The organism is Marivivens sp. JLT3646, from assembly GCF_001908835.1.
GTDB lineage: Bacteria > Pseudomonadota > Alphaproteobacteria > Rhodobacterales > Rhodobacteraceae > Marivivens > Marivivens geojensis.
The window spans coordinates 1,691,896-1,715,565 of sequence record NZ_CP018572.1 but is presented as its reverse complement, the minus strand read 5'-3'; the positions used below and the strand labels follow the sequence as shown (position 1 = coordinate 1,715,565).

General features: G+C 57.4%; 22 protein-coding genes. 14 read left to right on the top strand and 8 right to left on the bottom strand.

The window, feature by feature from the left end; translation table 11 throughout:
* The first annotated feature begins 2 nt into the window (after nucleotides 1–2).
* A complete protein-coding gene (locus BSK21_RS08505; RefSeq protein ID WP_067546051.1) occupies nucleotides 3–482 on the top strand; it encodes a CAP domain-containing protein in 480 nt (159 codons plus the stop codon).
* Here BSK21_RS08505 and guaD read toward each other — a convergent pair.
* Nucleotides 479–1,765 carry a guanine deaminase gene (guaD, locus tag BSK21_RS08500; RefSeq protein ID WP_067546048.1) on the bottom strand — a complete coding sequence of 429 codons (1,287 nt, stop codon included), beginning with the start codon at nucleotides 1,763–1,765 and terminating at the stop codon, nucleotides 479–481. The genes BSK21_RS08505 and guaD overlap by 4 nt on opposite strands.
* Nucleotides 1,766–1,874: 109 nt before the next feature.
* Here guaD and mgtE point away from each other — a divergent pair, with 109 nt between their 5' ends.
* The 5 genes from mgtE (at nucleotide 1,875) to BSK21_RS08475 (ending at nucleotide 7,405) form a co-directional block, all read left to right on the top strand.
* The gene (gene mgtE / locus BSK21_RS08495; protein WP_067546045.1) at nucleotides 1,875–3,248 is read left to right on the top strand and encodes a magnesium transporter; all 1,374 of its coding nucleotides are present in this window, start codon (nucleotides 1,875–1,877) and stop codon (nucleotides 3,246–3,248) included.
* Nucleotides 3,245–3,799 carry a 5-formyltetrahydrofolate cyclo-ligase gene (locus BSK21_RS08490; protein WP_067546042.1) on the top strand — a complete coding sequence of 185 codons (555 nt, stop codon included), beginning with the start codon at nucleotides 3,245–3,247 and terminating at the stop codon, nucleotides 3,797–3,799. Before mgtE ends, BSK21_RS08490 begins: the two co-directional genes overlap by 4 nt.
* Before the next feature lie 124 nt (nucleotides 3,800–3,923).
* Complete coding sequence (locus tag BSK21_RS08485; protein ID WP_067546039.1) at nucleotides 3,924–4,748, top strand: TIGR00282 family metallophosphoesterase; 825 nt, start codon at nucleotides 3,924–3,926, stop codon at nucleotides 4,746–4,748.
* Nucleotides 4,749–4,810: 62 nt separating this feature from the next.
* Complete coding sequence (locus tag BSK21_RS08480) at nucleotides 4,811–6,592, top strand: SLC13 family permease (RefSeq protein ID WP_067546037.1); 1,782 nt, start codon at nucleotides 4,811–4,813, stop codon at nucleotides 6,590–6,592.
* Between the two features lie 69 nt (nucleotides 6,593–6,661).
* A complete protein-coding gene (locus BSK21_RS08475) occupies nucleotides 6,662–7,405 on the top strand; it encodes a YebC/PmpR family DNA-binding transcriptional regulator (RefSeq protein WP_067546034.1) in 744 nt (247 codons plus the stop codon).
* A 48-nt stretch (nucleotides 7,406–7,453) separates the two neighbouring features.
* Here BSK21_RS08475 and BSK21_RS08470 read toward each other — a convergent pair whose 3' ends face one another.
* The gene (locus tag BSK21_RS08470; RefSeq protein WP_067546031.1) at nucleotides 7,454–8,317 is read right to left on the bottom strand and encodes a LysR family transcriptional regulator ArgP; all 864 of its coding nucleotides are present in this window, start codon (nucleotides 8,315–8,317) and stop codon (nucleotides 7,454–7,456) included.
* Nucleotides 8,318–8,386: 69 nt separating this feature from the next.
* Here BSK21_RS08470 and BSK21_RS08465 point away from each other — a divergent pair, with 69 nt between their 5' ends.
* On the top strand, nucleotides 8,387–8,989 hold the full coding sequence (locus tag BSK21_RS08465) for a LysE/ArgO family amino acid transporter (RefSeq protein WP_067546029.1): 603 nt from the start codon (nucleotides 8,387–8,389) through the stop codon (nucleotides 8,987–8,989).
* Nucleotides 8,990–9,034: 45 nt separating this feature from the next.
* Nucleotides 9,035–9,943: a DMT family transporter gene (locus tag BSK21_RS08460; protein WP_067546026.1), complete on the top strand. Its 909-nt coding sequence runs from the start codon at nucleotides 9,035–9,037 to the stop codon at nucleotides 9,941–9,943.
* A 51-nt stretch (nucleotides 9,944–9,994) separates the two neighbouring features.
* Here BSK21_RS08460 and choV read toward each other — a convergent pair whose 3' ends face one another.
* The 3 genes from choV to choX all read right to left on the bottom strand — a co-directional run bounded on the left by choV (nucleotide 9,995) and on the right by choX (nucleotide 12,880).
* Nucleotides 9,995–11,008, bottom strand: a complete 1,014-nt coding sequence (choV, locus tag BSK21_RS08455) for a choline ABC transporter ATP-binding protein (protein WP_067546024.1) — start codon at nucleotides 11,006–11,008, stop codon at nucleotides 9,995–9,997.
* Nucleotides 11,008–11,844, bottom strand: coding sequence for a choline ABC transporter permease subunit (choW, locus tag BSK21_RS08450; protein ID WP_067546614.1), 837 nt, complete (start codon nucleotides 11,842–11,844; stop codon nucleotides 11,008–11,010). The genes choV and choW overlap by 1 nt, the downstream gene beginning before the upstream one ends.
* 121 nt (nucleotides 11,845–11,965) lie before the next feature.
* Nucleotides 11,966–12,880, bottom strand: coding sequence for a choline ABC transporter substrate-binding protein (choX, locus tag BSK21_RS08445; protein ID WP_067546021.1), 915 nt, complete (start codon nucleotides 12,878–12,880; stop codon nucleotides 11,966–11,968).
* 91 nt (nucleotides 12,881–12,971) lie between these two features.
* Here choX and betI point away from each other — a divergent pair, with 91 nt between their 5' ends.
* Genes betI through betA form a run of 4 tightly spaced genes read left to right on the top strand, consistent with a single transcriptional unit; the run spans nucleotide 12,972 to nucleotide 18,228 of the window.
* Nucleotides 12,972–13,553 carry a transcriptional regulator BetI gene (gene betI, locus BSK21_RS08440; protein ID WP_156529503.1) on the top strand — a complete coding sequence of 194 codons (582 nt, stop codon included), beginning with the start codon at nucleotides 12,972–12,974 and terminating at the stop codon, nucleotides 13,551–13,553.
* Entirely contained in the window at nucleotides 13,550–15,064 is a 1,515-nt protein-coding gene (betC, locus tag BSK21_RS08435) for a choline-sulfatase (RefSeq protein WP_067546019.1), read from the top strand. The genes betI and betC overlap by 4 nt, the downstream gene beginning before the upstream one ends.
* 45 nt (nucleotides 15,065–15,109) lie before the next feature.
* Nucleotides 15,110–16,570, top strand: a complete 1,461-nt coding sequence (gene betB, locus BSK21_RS08430) for a betaine-aldehyde dehydrogenase (protein WP_067546016.1) — start codon at nucleotides 15,110–15,112, stop codon at nucleotides 16,568–16,570.
* Nucleotides 16,570–18,228 (top strand): choline dehydrogenase, encoded by a 1,659-nt coding sequence (betA, locus tag BSK21_RS08425; RefSeq protein WP_074038998.1) that lies wholly within the window; start codon nucleotides 16,570–16,572, stop codon nucleotides 18,226–18,228. The genes betB and betA overlap by 1 nt, the downstream gene beginning before the upstream one ends.
* 32 nt (nucleotides 18,229–18,260) lie before the next feature.
* Here betA and BSK21_RS08420 read toward each other — a convergent pair whose 3' ends face one another.
* Complete coding sequence (locus BSK21_RS08420) at nucleotides 18,261–18,671, bottom strand: hypothetical protein (protein WP_232230423.1); 411 nt, start codon at nucleotides 18,669–18,671, stop codon at nucleotides 18,261–18,263.
* A gap of 283 nt (nucleotides 18,672–18,954) precedes the next feature.
* Between BSK21_RS08420 and BSK21_RS08415 the strand changes: the two genes are divergently transcribed.
* The gene (locus BSK21_RS08415; RefSeq protein WP_067546012.1) at nucleotides 18,955–19,203 is read left to right on the top strand and encodes a YdcH family protein; all 249 of its coding nucleotides are present in this window, start codon (nucleotides 18,955–18,957) and stop codon (nucleotides 19,201–19,203) included.
* Nucleotides 19,204–19,235: 32 nt separating this feature from the next.
* Here the strand turns inward: BSK21_RS08415 and BSK21_RS08410 are convergent, their stop codons facing one another.
* Together BSK21_RS08410 and BSK21_RS08405 are read right to left on the bottom strand one after the other, a co-directional pair.
* Nucleotides 19,236–20,633 (bottom strand): short-chain fatty acyl-CoA regulator family protein, encoded by a 1,398-nt coding sequence (locus tag BSK21_RS08410; protein WP_067546009.1) that lies wholly within the window; start codon nucleotides 20,631–20,633, stop codon nucleotides 19,236–19,238.
* Between the two features lie 47 nt (nucleotides 20,634–20,680).
* Nucleotides 20,681–21,907, bottom strand: a complete 1,227-nt coding sequence (locus BSK21_RS08405; protein ID WP_067546007.1) for a multidrug effflux MFS transporter — start codon at nucleotides 21,905–21,907, stop codon at nucleotides 20,681–20,683.
* A 216-nt stretch (nucleotides 21,908–22,123) separates the two neighbouring features.
* On the opposite strand from BSK21_RS08405, the gene BSK21_RS08400 reads away from it, so the two are divergent.
* Nucleotides 22,124–23,656 carry an acyl-CoA carboxylase subunit beta gene (locus BSK21_RS08400; protein WP_067546004.1) on the top strand — a complete coding sequence of 511 codons (1,533 nt, stop codon included), beginning with the start codon at nucleotides 22,124–22,126 and terminating at the stop codon, nucleotides 23,654–23,656.
* The last annotated feature ends 14 nt before the right edge of the window (nucleotides 23,657–23,670 follow it).

Below are 23,670 nucleotides of genomic sequence, written 5' to 3'. Positions count from 1 at the left end.
CCATGCGTTACACATTACTCACCGCTGCATCGATTGCTGCATTGTCTGGCTGCGTTGTGGTGCCGATCCCGCTTGGCCCCGCAACGCCAGACATGAGCAGTATTACAATTACGCCCGCGACCACGGGCTTTGGCAAAATGCTGGTCGATTTTCGGGCGCAGAACGGGCTGGGTCCGGTCGAAGAAAACGCGGTGCTGACGGCGACGGCGAATGCCTATGCGCGCACCTTGGTTGAGGCGGGGTCGCACGAACACCGTGGGCCTGATGGGTCAATGCCATGGGATCGCGCAAAGGCGCAGGGCTATTGTTCGGGCTATGTCGCCGAGAACATCGCGTGGGGCCAGCGGTCCGAGGCTGAGGTGTTCAACGCGTGGCTCTCATCGCCAGGTCATCGAGCGAATATGCTGCTCGACGGGATCGCGCGATTTGGCCTTGGTCGGTATCAGAACGAATGGGTTCTGGTCCTTGGTGGGCCGTGCTAAACGGCCCGACCTGAGACCCAAACATCGCGAATGGCCCGATCATCGCCCATCATGATGGTCGGGAATAGTGCATCCCAAATGTCATTTGCACGAGCGCTGCGTTGCGCAATCACAGGCGTTGAGGCCAGATCGATCACCGTGATGTCGGCCTTTGCGCCAACACCCAGATGACCAATTTGTCCCGACATATGCAAGGCTGAGGCGGACCCCTCGGTTGCGAGCCACATCAACTGGCTGGGATGCACGGCAACTCCGCGCAATTGGGCGATCTCATAGGCCGCTGCCATCGTTCGCAGCATCGAAAAATTCGATCCGCCGCCTGTGTCCGTGGCAAGCCCGATACGGATCGTTGTTTGCGCAAGACCCATCAGGTCGAACAATCCGGACCCGATAAAGGTGTTGGAGGTCGGACAATGTACCACCGAGGCACCAACCTCGGACAGGCGAGCAATCTCACGTTCAGTCAAGTGGATGGCGTGCCCATAAAGGCCACCTTTGCCCAGAAGGCCAAACCGTTCGTAGGTGTCCAGATAGTCGCGGCACTCAGGGAATAGCGATTTCACCCACTCAATTTCAGGGAGCTGTTCGCTCAGGTGCGTTTGCATCAGACAATCAGGGTGTTCGGCCCACAATGCGCCCAGCGCCTCGAGCTGTTCAGGTGTCGAAGTTGGCGAAAACCGTGGCGTGATCGCATAGGTGTTGCGCCCGACGCCGTGCCATTTCTCCAGCAACCGTTTGCTGTCGTCATAGGCGGATTGAGCGGTATCGCGCAGCGTGTCTGGCGCGTTGCGATCCATGCAGGTCTTACCCGCAAATACCGCCATCCCGCGTGTCGTTGCGGCCCCGAAAAACGCATCCACCGATTCTGGGTGGATGGTGCAAAAGCTCGTCAGGGTCGTGGTCCCATGCGCCAAGGCGAGATCGAGCGTCCGTCCCGCGACCTCCTCCGCATAGGTCAAATCATGGAACCGCGATTCTTCGGGGAAGGTATAGGTGTTCAGCCAATCGATCAGTTGTTTGCCCCAAGACGCGATAATGCCCGTTTGGGGATAGTGCATATGCGCATCGACAAAACCTGCGGTGATCAACGCATCACCGTAATCGGTCACGGGCACGTCTGGATGGGCGCGGCGCAGGTCATCTGCTTCGTCCACGGCAGCGATTGTATCGCCGTCGATCAACACCGCCCCGCGAGAGGAATGATGGCTAACTTCTTCCCATGCTGAGGAAAAAGGATTGCCCGAATAGGAGAGCGTCTGCCCGATGAGAAGATGTTTTGTCATACTGTCATGCTAATCTGATCAAACCTTTGCGTAAATCGCAGAAAAGCAGCCTCTATGTGTTGTGACCGCACGGCAAATACGTATTTTGGGGGCAACAAACGGGGGCGTCATGGCCGAGCTGATCGAAGACCACGAAGAAGAGGCATTTGGTGTCACAGAAAGTCTCGTTGACGGGGTTCTCGAGGCTGTTGATGCGGGCGACGCAGAGCAGGTCGATTTCCTGCTTGATCCCTTGCACCCTGCGGACATTGCCCATGTGATCGAACAGATCTCGCCGCGCGAACGGCGGGACCTGCTGGATGTCTGGAAAGGCGGGATGGACGGGGAAATCCTGTCCGAACTCGACGAAGGTATCCGCGAAGAGATCATCGAGAGCCTCGCGCCTGCGGAACTGGCCGAAGCCTTCCGTGAACTCGAATCCGATGACGTTGTCGACCTTGTTGAATACCTCGACGAGGACCAACAAGAAGCGGTTTTGGATATTCTCGAAGGACCAGAGCGGGTCGTTGTTGAAAAAGCGCTCGCCTATCCCGAAGAATCCGCGGGCCGCCACATGCAGGTGGAGATCGTCCGCGCGCCCGAACATTGGACGGTGGGAGAAACGATTGATTTCATGCGGTCGGGTATCGATCTGCCGGATCAGTTTTACCACGTCGTACTGGTCGATCCCAAGATTAAACCCGTGGCCTACGCGACCCTTGGCCGTATCCTTTCTTCGCCCCGCAGCGCCAAACTGCGTGACATTTGCGAGGAAAGCTTCCGCGTCTTTGACGTGAACGATACGGCTGCTGATGTGGCGCATGCGTTCAACCACTACCACCTCATTTCGGCGCCCGTCGTGGACGAGGATGACCGTCTCGTCGGTGTCATCACCATCGACGACGCGATGACCCTTCTGGACGAAGAACACGAAGAAGACATCCTGCGCCTTGCAGGTGTGGGCGAAGGTAGCCTGTCGGACAGCGTGCTCGAAACGACGCGCCAGCGTTTGCCGTGGCTTGGCGTGAACCTCGTAACTGCGATCCTCGCGTCGATGGTGATCAGCCTGTTTGAGACGACGATTTCGGGGCTCGTCGCCTTGGCTGTATTGATGCCGATTGTGGCGTCGATGGGCGGTAACGCGGGCACACAGTCGCTGACCGTTGCTGTGCGTGCGATGGCGACACGTGACCTGACAGGATCAAACGTTTGGCGCGTGATCCGCAAAGAGATGATGGTCGGCCTTTTGAATGGGTTGGTCTTTGCCGTGCTCATGGGCTTGGTCGGTTATATCTGGTTCGGAACGCCTATGCTGGGTGTGGTCCTCGCGCTGGCGATGGTGATCAACCTTGTGGTTGCTGGGCTTGCGGGGACGATGGTGCCTGTCGCACTCGAACGTGCAGGTGTGGACCCTGCATTGGCCTCTGGCGCCTTTGTGACCACGGTGACGGATGTCGTCGGGTTCTTTGCTTTCCTTGGCTTGGCAGGATGGATGCTCCTATGACGCTCGAAGACCAAAAAAACGCGGCCCGCGTTGCCGCCTTTGCCCGCCGTAAAGAGGCCCATCAGGCCGGCGTCGGTACATCCGCACATCTGTCAGAGGTTCTTGCAGGATATCGTGGTGTGCCTCTCGCCGGTTACATGCCGATGCGGACCGAAATTGATCCACTGCCCGCAATGGCCGAAGCCGCAGCGCACGGCCCTGTCGGGGTGCCTGTGATCATGGGGGCCGCAACGCCGCTCAAGTTCCGCCAGTGGGAGCCGGATTGCGCCCTCATCGCGGGAGAGTTCGGTGCAATGATCCCCGAGAGTGGGGAGTGGATCGAGCCAGAGATCCTCATCGTGCCTCTTGTCGCGTTTTCGCGGACAGGTGGTCGTCTGGGATATGGCGGTGGCTTCTACGATCGCACGCTAGAGCAGCTGCGCGCCAAACGCGCAACGCTCGCGATTGGGTTTGCCTATAGCGCCCAAGAGGATGCGAATATCCCGCTCGAACCCGTGGACCAGCCGTTGAACCTCATCGTCACCGAAAACGGTGTGATTGAGGTCGGGTAAAGGGCAGGGGGCGCTGCCCCCTCTGGGCCATTGGCCCATTCACCCCTGGGATATTTGACGCACAAAGGCAGCGCAGAGAGCGGTGGAGGTTGCGCATTTATTGGCGCGGGCCTAGAGGTATTTCATGAAAATACTCTTTCTTGGCGATGTAATGGGTCGTGGCGGACGCGCGGCTGTGGTGGATGCGATCCCGAAAATGCGGGAAGCGTGGGGGCTCGATTTCGTTGTGGTGAACGGCGAAAATGCAACGCGCGGCATGGGATTATCGGGCGAGCACGCCAAGATGATGTTGGACGCGGGCGCGGATGTGATCACCTTGGGCGATCACGCCTTTGACCAAAAGGACATGATGGCCTTTTGCGAACAAGAGCCGCGGATCATTCGTCCGTTGAATTTTTCCAAGGTGGCTCCTGGCAAAGGGGCGCGGGTGTTTACCGCGCGTCGGGGCCAAAAGGTTCTCGTGACCCAAGTACTGGGTCAAGTGTTCATGAAGCGCCCGTTTGATGACCCGTTCTCTGCCGTGGATCAGGTATTGCGTCAGTTCCCGTTAGGTGGGTTGGTGCAGGCGACATTGGTTGATGTGCACTGCGAAGCGACATCAGAGAAAATGGCGATGGGTCATTTTTGCGATGGGAAGGCTTCGGTCGTGGTGGGGACGCATACTCACGTGCCGACAGGCGACGCGCAGATTTTGCCTGCTGGCACGGCGTTTCAGTCTGATGCGGGCATGTGCGGCGATTATGACAGCGTGATCGGTATGACTAAGGCGGAGCCGCTGCGTCGGTTCATAACGGGCATGGCGAAGAACCGTTTTGAACCGGCGATGGGCGATGTGACTGTATCGGGTCTATATGTGGAGACTGATGATCGCACAGGCAAAGCCACCCGCGTGGAAATGGTGCGCCATGGAGGCCGGTTGTCACAAAGCGGTCCGTCACCTCTGAGTTGAGGGGGCTTGCGTCCGAACATGCGGCGCGGCAACTATAGAGTGCCAATAGCTTGGGGAATTTCATGGTCGACCTAATACACCTGTCACAGACAGGTCAGGCCATCGTCGCGTTGTTGATCGTTGTCGGCATGTTTGTCATGTTCTTGCGGGAAACCTACCCGACCGAAGTTGTGGCGATCACGGGTGTTGCGATCATGCTGGCCTTGGGCATTTTGCCCTATGATGTGGCCGTGTCGTCGTTGTCGAACCCCGCACCTTGGACGATTGCAGCAATGTTTATCGTCATGGGGGCGCTTGTGCGGACGGGGGCTCTCGCGCGGATGACGGAATTCGCCCAAGCTCATGCTGAAGAGCGGCCCAAGTTGGCGCTGGCGGGTTTGATGGGCTTTGTCATTGTTTCCTCGGCCTTTGTGAATAACACCCCTGTGGTCGTTGTGATGCTGCCCGTCTTTGTGCAGTTGTCGCGGACCTTGGGCGTCTCGGCTTCTAAACTGCTGATCCCTTTGTCTTATGGCGCGATTGTGGGCGGCACGATGACGCTGATCGGCACGTCGACCAACCTGTTGGTGGATGGTGTGGCCCGTCAGTCGGGGATGGAGCCGTTTTCAATCTTTGAAATCACGCCTATTGGCATCGTGATCTCACTCTGGACGATGGCTTATCTTTTGATTTTCGGGCGCAAGCTGCTGCCTGATCGCACAAGCATGGCTTCGCTCTTGTCGGATCGGTCGCGGATGCGGTTCTTTACCGAAGCGGTCATTCCACCTGAATCGAACCTTGTTGGTCGTGAGGTGCTAGACGTTCAGTTGTTCAAACGCGAAGGCGTGCGGTTGATCGATGTGGTGCGTGGCGACCAGTCGCTGCGGCGCGATCTGACGGGCATTACCCTTCAGGTCGGGGACCGTGTTGTACTGCGGACACCGATGGCAGAGCTGCTGGGCCTCCAGCGGAACAAAGAACTGCGCCGGATGGACCAGTTGTCAGCCGTTGAAACCACCACGGTCGAAGTTCTGATTACCCCTGAATCGCGGATGGTTGGGCGCAAGCTGGGGCAGATGCGCCTGCGTCGTCGGTATGGTGTCTATCCGCTGGCGGTGCACCGTCGTGACAAAAACATCGGCAACCAGATCGAAGATTTGATCGTGCGTGTGGGGGATACGCTCCTTCTTGAAGGTGCACCTGAGGACATTCAGAAACTTGCTGCGGACATGAGCCTCGGCGATGTGTCGAAACCCTCGGTCCGCGCTTATCGTCGTAGCCATGCGCCGATTGCGATTGCTGCGATGTTTGGCGTGGTGATTTTGGCGGCGTTCAACGTGGCGCCGATCTTGTTGTTGGCCATTGTTGCTGTGGCTGTGGTTTTGCTCACGGGATGTATTGATGCAGAAGAGGCGTTCGAACACGTCGATGGCAGTCTCTTGGCGCTGATCTTTGGGATGCTGGCTGTCGGCGCTGCCTTGGATCATTCGGGGGCTGTTGCGCTCATTGGCAATGGTCTTGCGCCGTTTATGACCGATCTGCCGCCCTATGTCGTCGTCTTTGCAGTCTACACGCTGTCGATGGTTCTGACGGAATTGGTGTCGAATAATGCGGTTGGTGTGGTGATGACGCCCATTGCGATCGGGCTTGCAAACGCGATCGGTGTGGACCCTCGGCCCTTGGTCGTTGCGGTCATGGTCGCCGCCTCGGCGAGTTTCTCGACACCCATCGGGTACCAGACCAACACGCTCGTTTACGGCCCCGGTGGCTACAAGTTTTCGGACTTCCTAAAGGTCGGTGTGCCCCTTAACGCATCGCTTGCGTTCTTATGTTCCGCGATCATCCCGTTGATCTGGCCGCTCTGAGGCTTGCAGCCAGCCGCCTGACTGACATATAGAGACGCGAACTGTCCGATAGACTGAAAAGAGGTCCCCATGGCCGGCCATAGTAAATGGGCTAACATCCAACACCGCAAAGGGCGTCAAGACGCTGCGCGGTCCAAAATGTTCTCCAAATTTTCCAAAGAGATCACCGTAGCCGCAAAGATGGGCGACCCTGATCCTGATAAAAACCCGCGTCTGCGTCTAGCGATCAAAGCTGCGAAATCGCAGTCCATGCCAAAGGACGTAATCGAACGCGCGATTAAGAAATCGCAAATGGGTGATGGCGACGATTACACCGAAATCCGTTACGAAGGCTACGGCCCGAACGGCATCGCGATCATTGTTGAGGCGCTGACCGACAACGTGAACCGCACCGCATCGAACGTGCGTTCGACCTTCACCAAAGGTGGCGGCAACCTCGGCACCACGGGTTCGGTATCCTTTATGTTCGACCGCGTGGGCGAAATCACCTATCCGGCATCCGTCGGCGATGCGGACACCGTGATGATGGCCGCGATTGAGGCTGGCGCTGACGACGTGGAATCCGATGAGGACGGCCACTGGGTCTATTGCGCGATGGAAAACCTCTCTGAGGTGTCCGAAGCTCTTGAGGCCGAACTCGGCGAAGCGACCGAAGCGAAACTGATCTGGAAACCGCAGAACCGAACCGATGTGGATCTCGAAACGGCTCAGAAGCTGATGAAGTTGATCGACACGCTCGAAGACGACGATGACGTTCAGACCGTCACTGCGAACTTTGACGTGCCAGAAGATGTGGCTGCTCAGCTCGGTTAATCCTTGGGATCATCCCTGATTTACGGCGCCTTCGGGCGCCGTTTTCATTTAGACCGTCTGTTTCGCCGCCGTGCGGATCGAAACCGTCAGACCAGCCAGCGGTTTCGCAACCAGACGGTTCACTTGCCAATGTAGCGGGGTGAGAAGGGGGCGCTCTGGCGAGAGGTCAATCAGTTTACCCTCAGCGATCAACCCATCAACCAACGCCGCAGGGTTCATGCCCCACCCCATGCCCAACAGGCTCGCGTCAACAAAGGCGCTCGACGATGGGACGAGGTGGGTGTTCAACGGCACCCGTTTCCCGACCATCATCTCCACCCAGCGGTTTTGCAGCGCGTCCTTGGCGTTGAATGTCAGGGCAGGGGCGGTCGCGAGCGCCTCGGCCGTGACGCCGTTCGGGAAATGCTGAAGGACAAAGGATGGGCTCGCAGTTGCGCGGTAGGTCAACGCGCCGAGGGGAAAACTATCGCAGCCCTGAACTGGGCCAGCCTCGCCTGTGATGGCGGCAGAGACTTCGCCTTTGCGCAGCCAATCGGCAGAGTGGTCCTGATCGTCAATCAAGAGGTCGAACAGCATGGGATGGTCGGCAATAGCAGGCAAAAACCACGTGGCGAGGCTATCCGCGTTAACTGCAACCCGCAGCCGCGCGGGGGCCGCCGTTTGTCCGATGTCGGCAGCCAACGCCGTCTCCAAAATCGTGAGGTCATCAAAGTGCCGCGCCAATCGCGCGCCCGTCGGCGTCGCGGTGCAGGGAGTGCCGCGTTGGATCAATGTGGTTCCAATACGGTCCTCAAGTGCCTTGATCCGTTGCGAAATTGCGGATGGCGTGACGCCCAACGTATGGGCCGCGGCGTCAAAGGCACCCAATCGGATCACGGCAGAGAGCGCGGAGAGTTGGGCAGGATCATACATTAGCAATACTAATTCTAACTCAGATTATTTAATTTGATTAATCCTGTTGTGCCGCGCTAGGTCAACCCCATGGAATATTGGATCGGACTTCGAACAGGTATCGCGCTCATCCTCGTAATTGGGGCGCAGAATGCGTTTGTGCTGCGGCAAGGACTGCGGCGGGAACATGTCTTGGCGGTGGTTGCGACCTGCGCCTTGTCGGACGCTGTGTTAATCGCGGCGGGCGTTGCAGGGATCGGCGCAGCGGTGGATGCCCTACCGTGGCTTATGCCGCTGTTGCGCTGGGGTGGTGTCGCGTTTCTGGGATGGTATGGCGCGCGTTCGTTCCTGTCCGCATGGCGTGGCGGGGCGGTCATGACCGCGGGCGAAGGCGACCGCGTTCCGCTGGCAAAGGTCATGCTGACCTGCCTCGCGTTCACGTGGTTGAACCCGCATGTCTACCTCGACACGGTGGTGCTGATCGGCAGCCTATCGGCGCAATTCGAAGGCCGCGAATGGGTCTTTGGGGCGGGCGCGATGTCGGGGTCTGTCCTCTTTTTCACCACGCTTGGCTATGGCGCACGGCTATTAGCGCCTGTGTTTGAGCGACCCATGGCGTGGCGTATCCTTGATACCTGCGTGGGGCTTTTGATGTGGTCTGTGGCCGCAACATTGATCTTCGCAGACATGTGATCAAATCCACTTGCGGCGGTCAGCGCGCAGGTTCATGAAGGTGAAATGACAGTTTCATCACCCTCTCAGGATCGGCCCGTTCAGGGCGTGTTGTGGATGCTTGCCACGGGCTTTTGCTTTGTCGTGGTGAACGTGATCGTGCGCTATCTGGGCGAGGACCTTCCCGCCGCGCAAAGTGCATTCATCCGTTTTGCGTGGAGCTTTGTATTCCTCGTCCCAACGCTCGGGCCTTACCTCAAGGGCGGAATCGGTGCGCGGGCATGGCAGCTCTTTGGTCTGCGCGGGGCTCTGCATACGGTCGCGATTATCCTGTGGTTCTTTGCCATGGCACGTATCCCGATGGCCGAAGTTACGGCGATTGGCTATCTGAACCCGATTGTGGTGACGGTAGGTGCGGCGCTTCTCTTAGGCGAAGGATTTGCGCGACGTCGTATGATCGCGATTGGTGTGGCGTTGATCGGGGCGTTGATCGTGATCCGCCCTGGCATGCGCGAAATCCAAATCGGCCACCTGTCCCAGCTGGGCGCAGCGTTCTCGTTTGGCCTATCCTATCTTGTGGCCAAACAGCTGAGCGGGATCGCCCCTGCGGGTGTCGTTGTGGCGATGCTGTCGGGTGTGGTGACGATCTGCCTCGCACCGATCGCAATTGTTGTCTGGGAACCCGTAGAGCTGCATCAGGTCATGTGGCTCGGTGGCGTCGCTGTATTTGCCTCTGCGGCGCACTACTGCATGACCAAGGCATTTGCCTCTGCCCCCATGACGGTCACGCAGCCTGTGACCTTCCTCCAGCTTGTCTGGGCGAGCATCTTTGGTGCGGTTCTCTTTGGTGAGGCAGTTGATCCCTTTGTTCTGGCAGGTGGTGCGCTCATCATCGGGGCGATCAGCTATATGACATGGCGCGAGGCGCAATTACGGCGCAAGGTGACGCCAGTTGTGAACCAGACAAAGGTTTAAACGAAAAACGCCGGCCCAATGGACCGGCGTTTTGCTGTCTTGCAGAGGCTCTTAGCGGCTCAGGCGCGTTAGAACCGAAGCTTCGGTCACTTGCCCAATGGCGGTGCCATTCTCAACGACCGTGAGGACCTTGTCCGTTTGAAGCTGCGCGATGATCTGGCGGATTGGCAGCTCAGCGTCGATTTCAACGCCGTCGCCCGATCCAGTGGTCATCACATCACGTGCGGTCAGAACGCCGAGCGGGTTCATATGCGCGACAAAGTCTTGCACGTAATCGTCGACAGGGTTCGCGATGATCTCGCGGGCGGTGCCGATCTGAACGATGCGGCCACCCTCCATCAGGGCGATGCGGTTCCCGATTTTGAACGCTTCATCAAGGTCGTGCGACACAAAGATGATAGTCCGCTTCAGCTTGGCCTGTAGGTCGAGGAGTTCGTCCTGCAGCTTTGCACGGATCAGCGGATCGAGCGCCGAGAAGGGTTCGTCCATCAACAGGATCGGGGCTTCGGTCGCAAAGGCGCGGGCGAGGCCGACGCGCTGCTGCATACCGCCCGATAGTTCGCCTACCTTGCGTTCAGCCCAGTCCGCCAGACCGACAAGTTCGAGTTGCGCATCGACGGCCGCTTTGCGCTGTGCAGGCGTTTGCCCAGCAAGCTCCAGCCCTAGGCCGACGTTTTCACGAACGGTCCGCCACGGCAGAAGGCCGAACTGCTGGAACACCATCGCAACGCGGGTCTGGCGGATATGGCGCAGGTCTGCCGGTTTGGCGTGGGTCACATCAACGAGGCCATTGCCGTCCGACACCCGAACACAGCCGCGCACCACGGGGTTCAACCCGTTCACAGCGCGCAGAAGCGTGGACTTGCCGGACCCAGAGAGGCCCATCAGGACGAGGATTTCACCCTCAGCTACGGTGAGCGAGCAGTTATGCACGCCGAGGACCTGACCCGTGCTGGCCTGAATGTCGCCGCGGGTCTGACCTTGGTCCATGAGGGGGAGGGCACGGTCGGGTTGATCGCCGAAAACGATGGAAACGTTGTCGAATTCTACTGCGGTTTTAGCCATTATTTACGCTCCATCCGCAGCATGCGGTCTAGGATGATGGCCACGACCACAATCACGAACCCAGATTCAAAGCCGAGGTCGGTGCGCACCTGACCCAGCGCACGCAGCACTGGAACGCCCAGACCATTTGCGCCCACGAGCGCGGCAACAACAACCATCGACAGTGACAGCATGATGGTTTGGTTCAGACCTGCCATGATCTGCGGCAGGGCAGAGGGGAGTTCGACCTTCCACAGAACCTGACGGTTCGTCGCGCCAAAGGCACGCGCCGCTTCGAGGAGCGCTTGCGGGGTCGACGAAATGCCAAGGTGGGTCAGACGGATCGGTGCAGGCAGAACAAAGATCACGGTCGCCAAGAGACCCGGAACGGTGCCGATGCCAAAGAACACGATCGCGGGGATTAGATAGACGAATGCAGGCAGCGTCTGCATCAGGTCGAGCACAGGCGTCATGAAACGGTAGGATTTGGGGTTGTGGGCAGCGAAAATGCCAAGCGGCACACCAATCGCCATACAGACGAGGCAAGATGATAAGACCAGCGTGAGGCTCTCAAGGGTTTCGTCCCAATATTCTTGGTTCAGAATAAAGAGGAACCCGACAGCGATCAGAACACAGGTCTTCCAATTGCGTTGAAGCACCCATGTCAGCGCGACAAAGGCACCGATGATCACGATAGGGTGCGGGTATTCCAGAACGGCAAGGATGGATTCAATCAACCAATCCATCACCGCAGAAATCCAGTCAAATACGAATTCGAAATTATCTTGTAGCCAATCGAAAACGGTCTTCGCAGCTTTCCCTACAGGGATTTTGCTGCCCAGCTCTCCGTCCGCCATCGATTGCCAAAACTCACCTAAACTAATCACCCAAACCTCCTTTGAAATGCAGCGACAGGTCTTTGCCTGTTTGAGGGAAACAGAAAGGCCCCGATCAACGGGGCCTTTCGTTTGGTCGGGATTAGTAGCCGAATGCAGCCGAAACAGCTGCAGCAGCGTCGCCGCCGTCAGCGGTGGTCACACCGTCAACCCATGCCATAACGGCATCTTTGTTTGCCTGCAGCCAAGCCATGGTTGCTTCATCCGGATCAGCGCCTTCGTCGAGGATCTGGCCCATGATGCCGTTTTCCATGTCGAGGGTGAACGAAATCTGGCTGAAGAGTTTGCCAGTGTTCGGGCACTCTTCGGCATAGCCAGCGCGTGCGAGGGTCTGAACGGTACCGATGCCGCCAAAGAACTCTTCACCACCCGGCAGGTAGGACAGTTCAAAGTTTGCGTTCATCGGGTGCGGTGCCCAGCCGAGGAAGACAACGTCTTCTTGCTTGTCATAAGCGCGAGCAACCTGAGCCAGCATGCCCTGTTCGGACGATTCGATGACTTCCATGCCTTCGAGGCCAGAACCCGCTTTTTCGGTCAGCGAGACGAGGTAAGTGTTACCTTCGTTGCCCGGCTCGATGCCGTAGATTTTGCCGTCGAGCGACTCAGCGAATTTGTTGATGTCAGCGAAAGACTGCAGACCTTTTTCAAAGGTGTAGGTCGGAACGGCCAGCGTGTAGACGGTGCCTTCGAGGTTCGTTGCAAGAACGTCGATGGTTTTGTCAGCCAGATATGGGTCCAGAACGCCCGACTGAGCAGGGATCCAAGCACCGAGGAAGATGTCCAGATCACCCGAGGACAGCGACGCGTAGGTCACTGGAACCGAGAGAATCTTTACGTCTACGTCGTAGCCCAGTGCTTCGAGCACGTGCTTGGACGCAGAGGTGGTGGTGGTGATGTCGGTCCAGCCCACATCGGACATGTTTACGGTGCCGCAATCAGCAAGCACAGGTGCTGCTGCACAAATGGCAAGCACGGACAGAGCAGATTTGAGTTTCATGTTGGTCTCCCGTTGGTGATGGTTTTTTGTTGATTGACGAGTCAATAAACAACCACCTAGTTTCACTTGGCAAGCTATTTTGGATGAAAAGATGCCCAAGCTCGGGATGGAACCTATACGCCGCGCCGCTTTGGTTAAAGCCACGATTGATGAAATCGGGGCAAACGGGTCGTTGGATGTAACGGTTAGCCAGATCGCGAAACGTGCGGGTATGTCATCGGCACTTGCACACCACTACTTCGGTGGAAAAGAACAGATATTTCTGGCTGCAATGCGACACACTTTATCCGTTTACGCCGCGGAAGTTCGCGGTGCGCTGATTATGGCTGATACGCCGCGCGAACGGCTGGAGGCGATCATTCGGGCCGGATTCGGAACGTCTAACTTCCGCCGCGAGGTGATTGCGGCTTGGCTTAATTTTTACGTTCTTGCCCAAACTTCGAGCGAAGCGAAAAGGCTGCTGACGATCTACCAGCGCCGTTTGCACGCGAATCTCATGTTTAACCTGCGCCCGCTTTTGGGCGATGACGCGCAGGATGCAGCCTATCGGATCGGCGGATTGATCGACGGTATATATCTGCGCGAAGCCCTCACCATAACGAAAACCAGCAGCAAAGCCGCGACCAAACATGTGCTTGCTGCACTTGATCTCGAACTAGGGAAAACGAAATGACCAAGCCGAATATTTTGATCATTATGGTCGACCAGTTAAACGGTACTTTGTTCCCTGACGGCCCTGCAGAGTGGCTCCATGCGCCGAACCTCAAGGCGCTCGCTGCGCGGTCCACGCGTTTCAAAAACACTTATACGGGCTCTCCGCTCTGTGCGCCTGCGCGGGCCTCGTTCATGGCGGGCCAATTGCCGAGCCGCACCCGCGTCTATGACAACGCCGCCGAATATGCGTCGGACATCCCGACCTATGCGCACCACCTGCGTCGCGCGGGCTATCAAACGACATTGTCGGGCAAAATGCACTTTGTCGGTCCCGACCAGATGCACGGGTTTGAAGAACGCCTGACCACGGACATCTATCCAGCCGATTTTGGCTGGACCCCTGACTACCGCAAACCCGGTGAGCGGATTGACTGGTGGTATCACAACATGGGTTCCGTCACGGGCGCTGGCGTTGCCGAGATTTCCAACCAGATGGAATACGACGACGAAGTTGCCTTTAACGCGACCAAGAAACTCTATGATCTGTCGCGGGGGCTCGATGATCGTCCGTGGATGATGACCGTGTCGTTCACCCACCCGCACGACCCCTATGTTGCACGTAAGAAATACTGGGACCTCTACGAGGATTGCGAGCATCTGGAACCGACGGTTCCGACGATCCCCTACGAGGACCTCGACCCGCACAATAAACGTCTGATGGACGCAAACGATTGGCGCAACTTTGACATCACTGACGAGAACGTACGCCGCTCGCGTCGGGCGTATTTCGCGAACATCTCTTATCTAGACGATAAGATTGGCGAAATTCTCGACGTGCTCAAACGCACTCGCATGGACGACAACACCATCGTGTTCTTTGTCTCGGATCACGGGGATATGCTGGGCGAACGCGGTATGTGGTTCAAGATGTCCTTCTTCGAAGGGTCCGCCCGCGTGCCCCTGATGATCGCTGCCCCGCAGATGGAACCGGGTCTGGTCGAAACGCCCGTTTCCACCATCGACGTTTGCCCGACCATGTGTGACCTCGCAGGCGTCAGCATGGATGAGGTGATGCCGTGGACCGATGGGCAGAGCCTTGTGTCCTTGGGGCAGGGTGGTCAGCGCACCGAACCCGTTCTTATGGAATACGCCGCCGAAGGGTCCTATGCGCCCCTCGTGTCCATTCGTGAAGGCGACTACAAATACACCCGTTGTGCACTGGACCCAGATCAGCTGTTCAACCTCGCGACCGATCCGAACGAATTGACCAACCTCGCCGATGATCCCGCTCACGCCGACGTCCTTGCGGATCTAAAGGCGAAATCGCTGGCGCGTTGGGACCTTGATCGCTTTGACGCGGCTGTGCGCGAAAGCCAAGCCCGCCGTTGGGTCGTCTATGAAGCGCTTCGTAATGGGGCCTACTTCCCATGGGATTACCAACCGCTGCGGCTCGCGTCTGAACAATACATGCGCAACCACATGGACCTGAACGTTCTTGAAGAGAACAAGCGCTTCCCCCGTGGGGAATGACCGCTTTTTCTTTGCTACCGAAATACTCCCAATGGAGGCCGAATGATGCCCTATGATACCCAACCCACCGCAAGCCATTTCATCGATGGTCAATATGTCGAAGACACCGCAGGCGAGCTGATCGAAGTCATCTATCCCGCGACAGGTAAGGTGATTGCCCGTGTCCATGCGGCTACGCCAGAGATCGTCGAACGTGCGATTGCCTCGGCAAAACGGGCGCAGGCAGAGTGGGCCGCGATGACGGGCACAGAGCGCGGACGTATTCTGCGCCGTGCGGCGGATATCATGCGGGATCGGAACTACGATCTGTCTGTTCTGGAAACCTATGACACGGGCAAACCCCTGTCCGAGACGACGATTGCTGACGCGACCTCTGGCGCGGATGCGTTGGAATATTTCGGCGGTTTGGCTGGGTCGCTGACGGGCGAACATATTCCTCTTGGCGGTGGCGATTTCGTCTATACCCGCCGCGAGGCTCTGGGCGTTTGCGTTGGCATCGGCGCATGGAACTATCCGACCCAAATCGCCTGCTGGAAGGGCGCACCTGCATTGGCATGTGGCAACACGATGGTCTTTAAGCCGTCCGAAACCACGCCGCTCTGCGCACTCAAAGTTGCGGAAATCCTGCATGAGGCGGGCGCACCTGCAGGCGTCTATAACGTGATCCAAGGTCTGGGCGCCGTCGGTGCGCAACTGGTCACTGACCCGCGCGTGGCCAAAGTTTCGCTCACAGGGTCGGTGCCGACAGGGCAAAAAGTCTATGCCGCCGCTGCCGCAGGTATGAAGCATGTCACGATGGAGTTGGGCGGGAAATCCCCTCTCATCATCTTTGACGATGCCGATCTGGAAAGCGCAATTTCCGGCGCGATCAATGCGAACTTTTATTCGACAGGGCAGGTCTGTTCGAATGGCACCCGTGTGTTCGTCCAGAAGGGCATCAAAGAGGCGTTTCTGAAACGTCTGGCGGAACGCATGGATGACGCTGTCATTGGTGACCCGCTGCAAATCGAAACGACGATCGGGCCCATGTCGAACGAACGCCAATTGGGTATCGTCGAAGGCTACATTCAGAAAGGCATCGAAGAGGGTGCGCGTCTGGTCAAAGGTGGCAAACGTATCGGCAACGAAGGGTTTTATATCGAACCCGCGCTCTTTGCGGATGTGACCGACGATATGACCATCGCCCGCGAGGAAATCTTTGGTCCTGTTCTGTCGGTCCTTGATTTCGAGACTGAGGAAGACGTCATGGCCCGTGCCAACGACACCGAATTCGGGTTGGCGGCAGGCGTCTTTACGTCTGATCTGACCCGTGCGCACCGCGTCGTCGCTGGGTTCGAGGCAGGCACCTGCTACATCAACACCTACAATCTCGCACCAGTGGAGGCCCCGTTCGGCGGTTCTAAACTGTCTGGCGTTGGGCGCGAGAACTCCAAAGTGGCGATCAATCACTATTCCGAAGTGAAGACCGTCTACGTGTCCATGAACAAATGCGAGGCTCCATTCTAATGCAGGCTGAATATGTAATCGTTGGCGCGGGCAGCGCTGGCTGCGCCATGGCCTATCGATTGGCCGAGGCAGGCAAGTCGGTCATCGTCGTAGAATTCGGCGGCACCGATGCTGGCCCGTTCATTCAGATGCCCGCAGCGCTGTCCTATCCAATGAACATGGGACTCTATGACTGGGGTTTCCAGACAGAGCCTGAACCGCATCTGGGTGGGCGCGTCATGGCGACGCCGCGTGGTAAGGTCATTGGTGGATCGTCCTCGATCAATGGGATGATCTACGTGCGCGGTCACGCCAAAGACTACGATCATTGGGCTGAAAGCGGTGCGCATGGATGGTCCTATGCCGATGTGCTGCCCTATTTTAAGCGGATGGAGAACTGGCATGACGGTGGTCATGGTGGTGACGCGTCATGGCGCGGGAACTCTGGCCCGCTCCATGTGACCCGTGGTCCGCGCACGAACCCACTGACCCGCGCCTTTGTCGAGGCTGGTCGTCAGGCGGGTTATCCTGTGACGGGCGATTATAACGGCGAACAACAAGAGGGCTTTGGCCCGTTCGACAGCACTATCTGGCAAGGGCGCCGCTGGTCGGCTGCAAACGCCTACCTCAAACCCGCGATTGCAACGGGGCGTGTGACGGTCGTCAAAGGACTGGCCGAAAAGGTCGTGATCGAAAATGGTCGGGCGACGGGCGTTCAGATCAACAAAGGCAACGGGTCCGAAGTGATCTCTGCCACGAACGAGGTGATTATTGCGGCCTCGTCGATCAACTCGCCAAAGCTGTTGATGTTGTCGGGTATCGGGCCTGCCGCGCACCTTGCCGAGCATGGTATTGATGTGGTTGCGGATCGTGCGGGCGTTGGTCAGAACCTGCAGGACCACCTTGAAATGTATATTCAGGTGGCGGCGACCCAACCCGTGAGCCTCTACAAATACTGGAACCTGTTCTGGAAAGGGATCATTGGCGCGCAGTGGCTGCTGACGAAAAAGGGCCTTGGCGCGTCGAACCAGTTTGAAAGCGCGGCCTTTGTGCGGTCGGCTGCTGGCGTGGATTACCCCGATATCCAGTATCACTTCCTGCCCATCGCCGTTCGCTACGATGGTAAGGCCGCTGCCGAAGGGCACGGGTTCCAAGCGCACGTTGGCCCAATGCGGTCACCGTCACGCGGGTCGGTGACGCTGCGGTCGGCGGACCCGAAGGATAAGCCGAAAATCCTGTTCAACTACATGTCGCACGAAAAGGATTGGGCCGATTTCCGTACCGCGATCCGCCTCACGCGCGAGATTTTTGCTCAGGATGCGTTCAAACCCTACGCAGGCAAGGAAATCCAACCAGGCAAAGACTGTCAGACCGATGATGAATTGGACGGGTTCACCCGCGAACACGTTGAATCGGCCTACCATCCCTGTGGTACCTGTAAGATGGGTGACCGAAACGATCCGATGGCGGTTGTGGACCATGAATGTCGTGTCATCGGCGTAGAAGGTTTGCGCGTGGCTGACAGTTCGATCTTCCCGCGGATCACCAACGGAAACCTGAACTCTCCGTCGATTATGACAGGCGAAAAGGCCGCGGATCATATCCTTGGTCGGACACCGCTCCCTGCTGAGAACGCAGAGCCTTGGATCAATCCGAATTGGGAAACATCCCAGCGATAAAAGGAAAGGGCCGCATCATGCGGCCCTTTGTCTTAGAAGGTTTCGAGGTAGAGCGTCGCGTCGCAATATTCCCCGTTATAGGTGCCGACCCAAACGTCGAGGTAGCCATCGCTGCCGCTGATGCGGATTTTGGGATCAGCCTGACCGTTGCTGTCGTCGTCATAATACCAGTTCGCATTGGCATCATTGACCAATAGCATCGCGTCGCAGTTGCTGAGCACGCTGATTTCAACGTCGAAGCCGCCCATTTTATAGAGGTCGAAGCTAAAGTCTGGCGCGGTCATCACATAGCCAGAGTTGTTCTTGAAACCGCAGGATTGCAGGTTGTTGTCACCACCTGCGACAACGCTGAATTGACGCGCGGAATAAAGATCCGAACCTGAATACCGATATTCGGCGCCGTATTGGTTATAGTCCGGACATGCCGAAGCAGCAGTCGACATGGCCATGAAGATCGCGGCGCTGATAAGCGTTCCAAGGTGTTGCACAGGTCTTCTCCGTCTGTTGGACCTCACGAGGGTCAATTCCATCCATGGGACAACTCTACGCGATAATTCTTTATTTTGCAGTGATTTCAATCAAAAGGACCAAAATAATTATCACTAAGCAGCTTGAGATTGCAAAGTGCAGCAGAATGTTAAACTCGCCCCCGTTTATTGATTTTAGTCAAAGTGAGGCGGCTGCGCGGGGCCTAGGTTGAATCGAAACCTGAGGAAAGGGACCACTATGTCGAACACTCCGCACCGCCTGAACGAAGAATTCCCAGCCCAGATTGATGCGCTGCACGCGCTGAAACAATCTGATGCGCATTTCGCGAAAACCGTTGATCGCTATGAAGAGGTGAATGACAAAATCCACCTCGCAGAGACCAACGTCGAACCCGCGGATGACATGTTCATCATCGAAATGCGCAAAGAACGCATGAAGCTCAAGGACGAGATCGCAGCGGCGCTCAAAGCTGCGGCAACAGCCTAATCAGATGGGGCGGCGCGAGGGTGCCGCCCTTTTTATTCGACCTGATAGGGTAGAACGGCGCGATGGTCCGGATCGACCGTCAGGCGACGTTCAAGCGGTGGCACGGATCGCTGGTGACAATCGCGACGGTCACAAATCCGGCAGGAAATCCCGATAGGCTCAAAGGCGGCGGCTGTGTCGATGTCCATGTGATCGGCATAGACCAGCGCGCGCGCATGTTTCACCTCGCACCCCAGACCGATTGCAAAGCGGCGTGTGGGCGCGTGGAACGATCCCCCCGATTTCGTCGTGTCGCGGGCGAGGCAGAAATAGCGAACACCGTCGGGTGTCTCGGCCAACTGGCGCAGCCAGCGGTTCGGGTTTTCAAACGCGCGGTGCACGTTCCACAACGGGCAGGCCCCACCGTATCGTGCGAATTGCAGTGTGGTGGCAGAGTGGCGTTTGGTGATCGTGCCTGCGGGGTCCACACGGACAAAGAAGAACGGGATGCCCTTGGCCCCCGGTCTTTGCAGGGTCGATAGTCGGTGCGCCACCTGTTCGAGCGAAGCGCCAAACCAATCCGCCAACCGTTCGAGGTCGTGCCGCGTTTCTTGGGCCGCCTCAAGGAACCGTCCGTAAGGCATGAGCGCCGCGCCCGCGAAATAGTTCGCAAGGCCAACTTTGGCGATGGATCGTGCCTCTGGCGATTGGAACCGCGCAAGGTCGAGTGTGGCCTCGATCAGTTGATCTTTGGTCAGAAGCGCGAGCTGTAAGAGCAGTTGGAACGTCTGCGTGCCTTCGGCTGCGCGACGCGACAGGGTCAGAGTGCGGGTGGCCGCATCGTAATGACGAATAACCTCGGTATCATCGAACCGCACGGTGACGCCGCGCCCGTCAAGCGTTTTGACGGCGGACTCGCGGATTGGCAGGTCGCCAGAATTGAGAGCAAAGTTCTCTGCCGCGCGGTCCACGGCGTCGATGTAGTTGTCGCAGTAGTGAAAGAAGTCTCGCACTTCTTCCCAAGGGGAAGGTTGCAGGCGGGCATCTTCGCGGCCCAAAGCCTCATCCAATGAGGCAAGCCGTTCGTGGGTCTGACGGTAAGCCGCGTGCAGGTCCAACAGCGCCCGCGCCATTGTCGGCGCATTGGAGGCCACCAAGCGTAGGTCCGCGACCGATGGGGCAGAGCCCGTGAATACAGGGTCAGCCAAGGCCTCGCGCATGTCAGAGATCAGGCGCGCCTCGTCGCCAGATTGCAATTCGGTCACGTCAAAGCCGAACTCTTGGGCCAGTGACAGAACCACCGCCGTCGATACGGGGCGATTGTTGTTTTCCATCTGGTTCAGATAGGGCAGGGACACGCCCAGTTTTTCGGCAAAGGTCTTTTGCGTCAGCCCCAGTCGCCCGCGCAATTCACGCAGTTTCACACCAGCATAGAGTTTCTGGACAGCCATAGGGCACCTTTGCAGAATAGAGTTCCTGCAAAGTTACGTTTGCAAACTCAATCCAGCAAGTCCGAACCGATGCGGCGGTCACGATAAATCACGAGGATGATCGACAGAAGTGAAAGCGAAGCGCTGATCAGCATGATGATGAGTAGGGGCACTTCGCGTTGCGCAGGGTCGAGGAGCGATCCCGCAAGTGCCGACAGTCCCGCACCGCCTGCCATCATAATAGCAGCACCAAGGCCAGACGCTGTTCCTGCGAGGTGCGGACGCACCGAGAGCGATCCCGATGTGGCGTTCGGCATCGTCAGGCCGTTGCCGAGGCCCATAACGGTGGTGAAGCCGAAGAACACGAAAGGATGCGATACGACTGTCGTTGTAACGATCAACGCGGCGATGAGGCCTGTGACTGTGATCGAGCAGCCAAAGAGCGCGAGTTTGTTGATCCCCAGTTTGACCGAGTAGCGACCCGACAAGAAGTTCCCAAAGAGATACCCGATCGACGGCGCACCGAGGGCAACCCCCGTCATGGAGGGCGACAGTTCAAACACGGTTCCCGCTACAAACGACGCCCCGCCAAGGAGTGCATAGAACGCACCCGAGCAAAACGCGGTGCATGCGACGTAGCCCCAAAACCGTACTGAGCGGAACAGTTCAGGATAGGTTTTGATCTGGTCGCGGAACTTCATCCCGGTGCCTTTGGCGGTTTCGCCTAGGTCGAAATAGGTCAGGGCAAAGACGCCGATGCCAGCGGCAAGGAGGAAGGCAAAGGCCGATTGCCAGCCAAAGGCTTGATCCAAAACACCGCCAATCACAGGGCCGAGCATCGGCACGAGCGCCATACCCATTGTCACATAGCCAAGTTTCGATGCCGCCTGATCTGCAGGATATATGTCACGTACGACTGCGCGGCTAAGTGCCATGCAGGATGCGACAGAGGCTTGGAGCATACGGAAGCCTAAGAACACCCAGACGTTCGAGGCAAGGATACCGCCGAAGGTCGCGATGACAAACAGGCCGAGTGAGATGAGAAGGACGGGCCGCCGCCCGTAGCGATCCGACATCGGGCCGATGATCAGCTGCAAAAGCGCTGTCATGATAAAGTAGCCGGAAACGGCGAACTGCATCACGCTGTAATCTGTGCCGAAATACACTGTCATACCGTTCAGGGATGGCAGAAAGATCGACATGGTGAGCGCGGACATGCCAGCCAATAAAACCAGCGTCAGCGTATGGGGCGGGGTGGTGCGGTCCAAAATCTTGACCGATTGATCAATGCTCATGGTGGATTGGCTACGCCCAAAACCCGCCCCTGTCTATCTGCAAAGTTGACGGATGATCTGTGCGAAAGGGACGAGCAGATCGGTTGAGAAAAGTTAGCTGATTTGCAAATGCAAAGTCTTGCTAATCCAACTATTTGCAAATTTGCCCGATTTCATTTGTCGCGCAATAATCTTTCACATACGGTCCCGCTAACGACCTGTCGGAGGGGACCCCAGATGAAAGATATCCTGCAAGAACTCGAAGGCCGTCGCGAAGTTGCGCGGCTTGGTGGTGGTCAAAAGCGGATTGATGCACAACATTCTAAAGGCAAGTTGACCGCGCGCGAGCGTATCGAGTTGCTGCTAGACGAAGGTAGCTTTGAAGAATTTGACATGTTCAAAGCGCACCGCTGCACCGACTTCGGTATGCAGGAACAGCAAATGCCGGGTGACGGCGTTGTTACGGGCTGGGGCACCATCAATGGCCGTATGGTCTATGTGTTCTCTCAGGACTTCACCGTATTTGGCGGCTCACTCTCTGAAACTCACGCTGAAAAGATCTGCAAAATCATGGATATGGCGATGCAAAACGGCGCGCCAGTTATCGGTCTGAACGATTCTGGCGGTGCACGTATCCAAGAGGGTGTTGCCTCGCTCGCTGGTTATGCGGACGTGTTCCAGCGTAACATTATGGCGTCGGGTGTTGTTCCGCAGATCTCTGTGATCATGGGGCCGTGCGCGGGTGGTGCGGTGTATTCGCCTGCGATGACCGACTTCATCTTTATGGTGCGTGACAGCTCGTACATGTTCGTAACCGGCCCTGACGTGGTTAAGACCGTGACGAATGAAGTTGTGACCGCAGAAGAGCTTGGCGGTGCATCGACTCACACCAAGAAATCGTCGGTCGCGGATGGCGCGTTTGAAAACGATGTTGAGGCATTGGCCGAAGTGCGTCGTCTGGTAGACTTCCTGCCGCTCAACAACCGCGAAAAGCCGCCCGTTCGTCCGTTCTTTGACGAAGTGGACCGTGTGGAGGAATCGCTGGATACTCTTATCCCCGATAACCCGAACACGCCTTACGACATGAAAGAGCTGATCGGCAAAATCGCGGACGAAGGCGACTTCTTCGAAATTCAGGCCGATTACGCAAAGAACATCCTGACGGGCTTTATCCGCATGGAAGGTCAGACCGTGGGCGTTGTTGCGAACCAGCCGATGGTTCTGGCGGGCTGCCTCGACATCGACTCGTCCCGCAAAGCTGCGCGTTTTGTGCGCTTCTGTGATGCGTTTGAAATTCCGATCCTGACGCTGGTCGACGTTCCGGGCTTCTTGCCGGGCACCAGCCAAGAATACAACGGCGTCATCAAACACGGCGCGAAACTGCTGTTCGCATACGGCGAAGCGACCGTCCCGAAAGTGACCGTTATCACGCGTAAAGCCTACGGCGGTGCTTATGACGTTATGGCGTCGAAACACCTGCGCGGTGACTTCAACTACGCATGGCCGACTGCGGAAATCGCGGTGATGGGTGCTAAGGGCGCAGTTGAGATCCTGTATCGCAACGAACTTGGTGATCCTGATAAAATCGCGGCACGGACCAAAGACTATGAGGACCGTTTTGCAAACCCATTCGTGGCTGCAGAAAAAGGCTTTATCGACGAGGTCATCCAGCCCCGTTCGACCCGCCGCCGCGTGACCCGCGCGTTCGCTTCGCTTCGTAATAAGAAGCTGACGAACCCGTGGAAGAAACACGACAACATTCCGCTCTGATTTCAGGGCGGAAG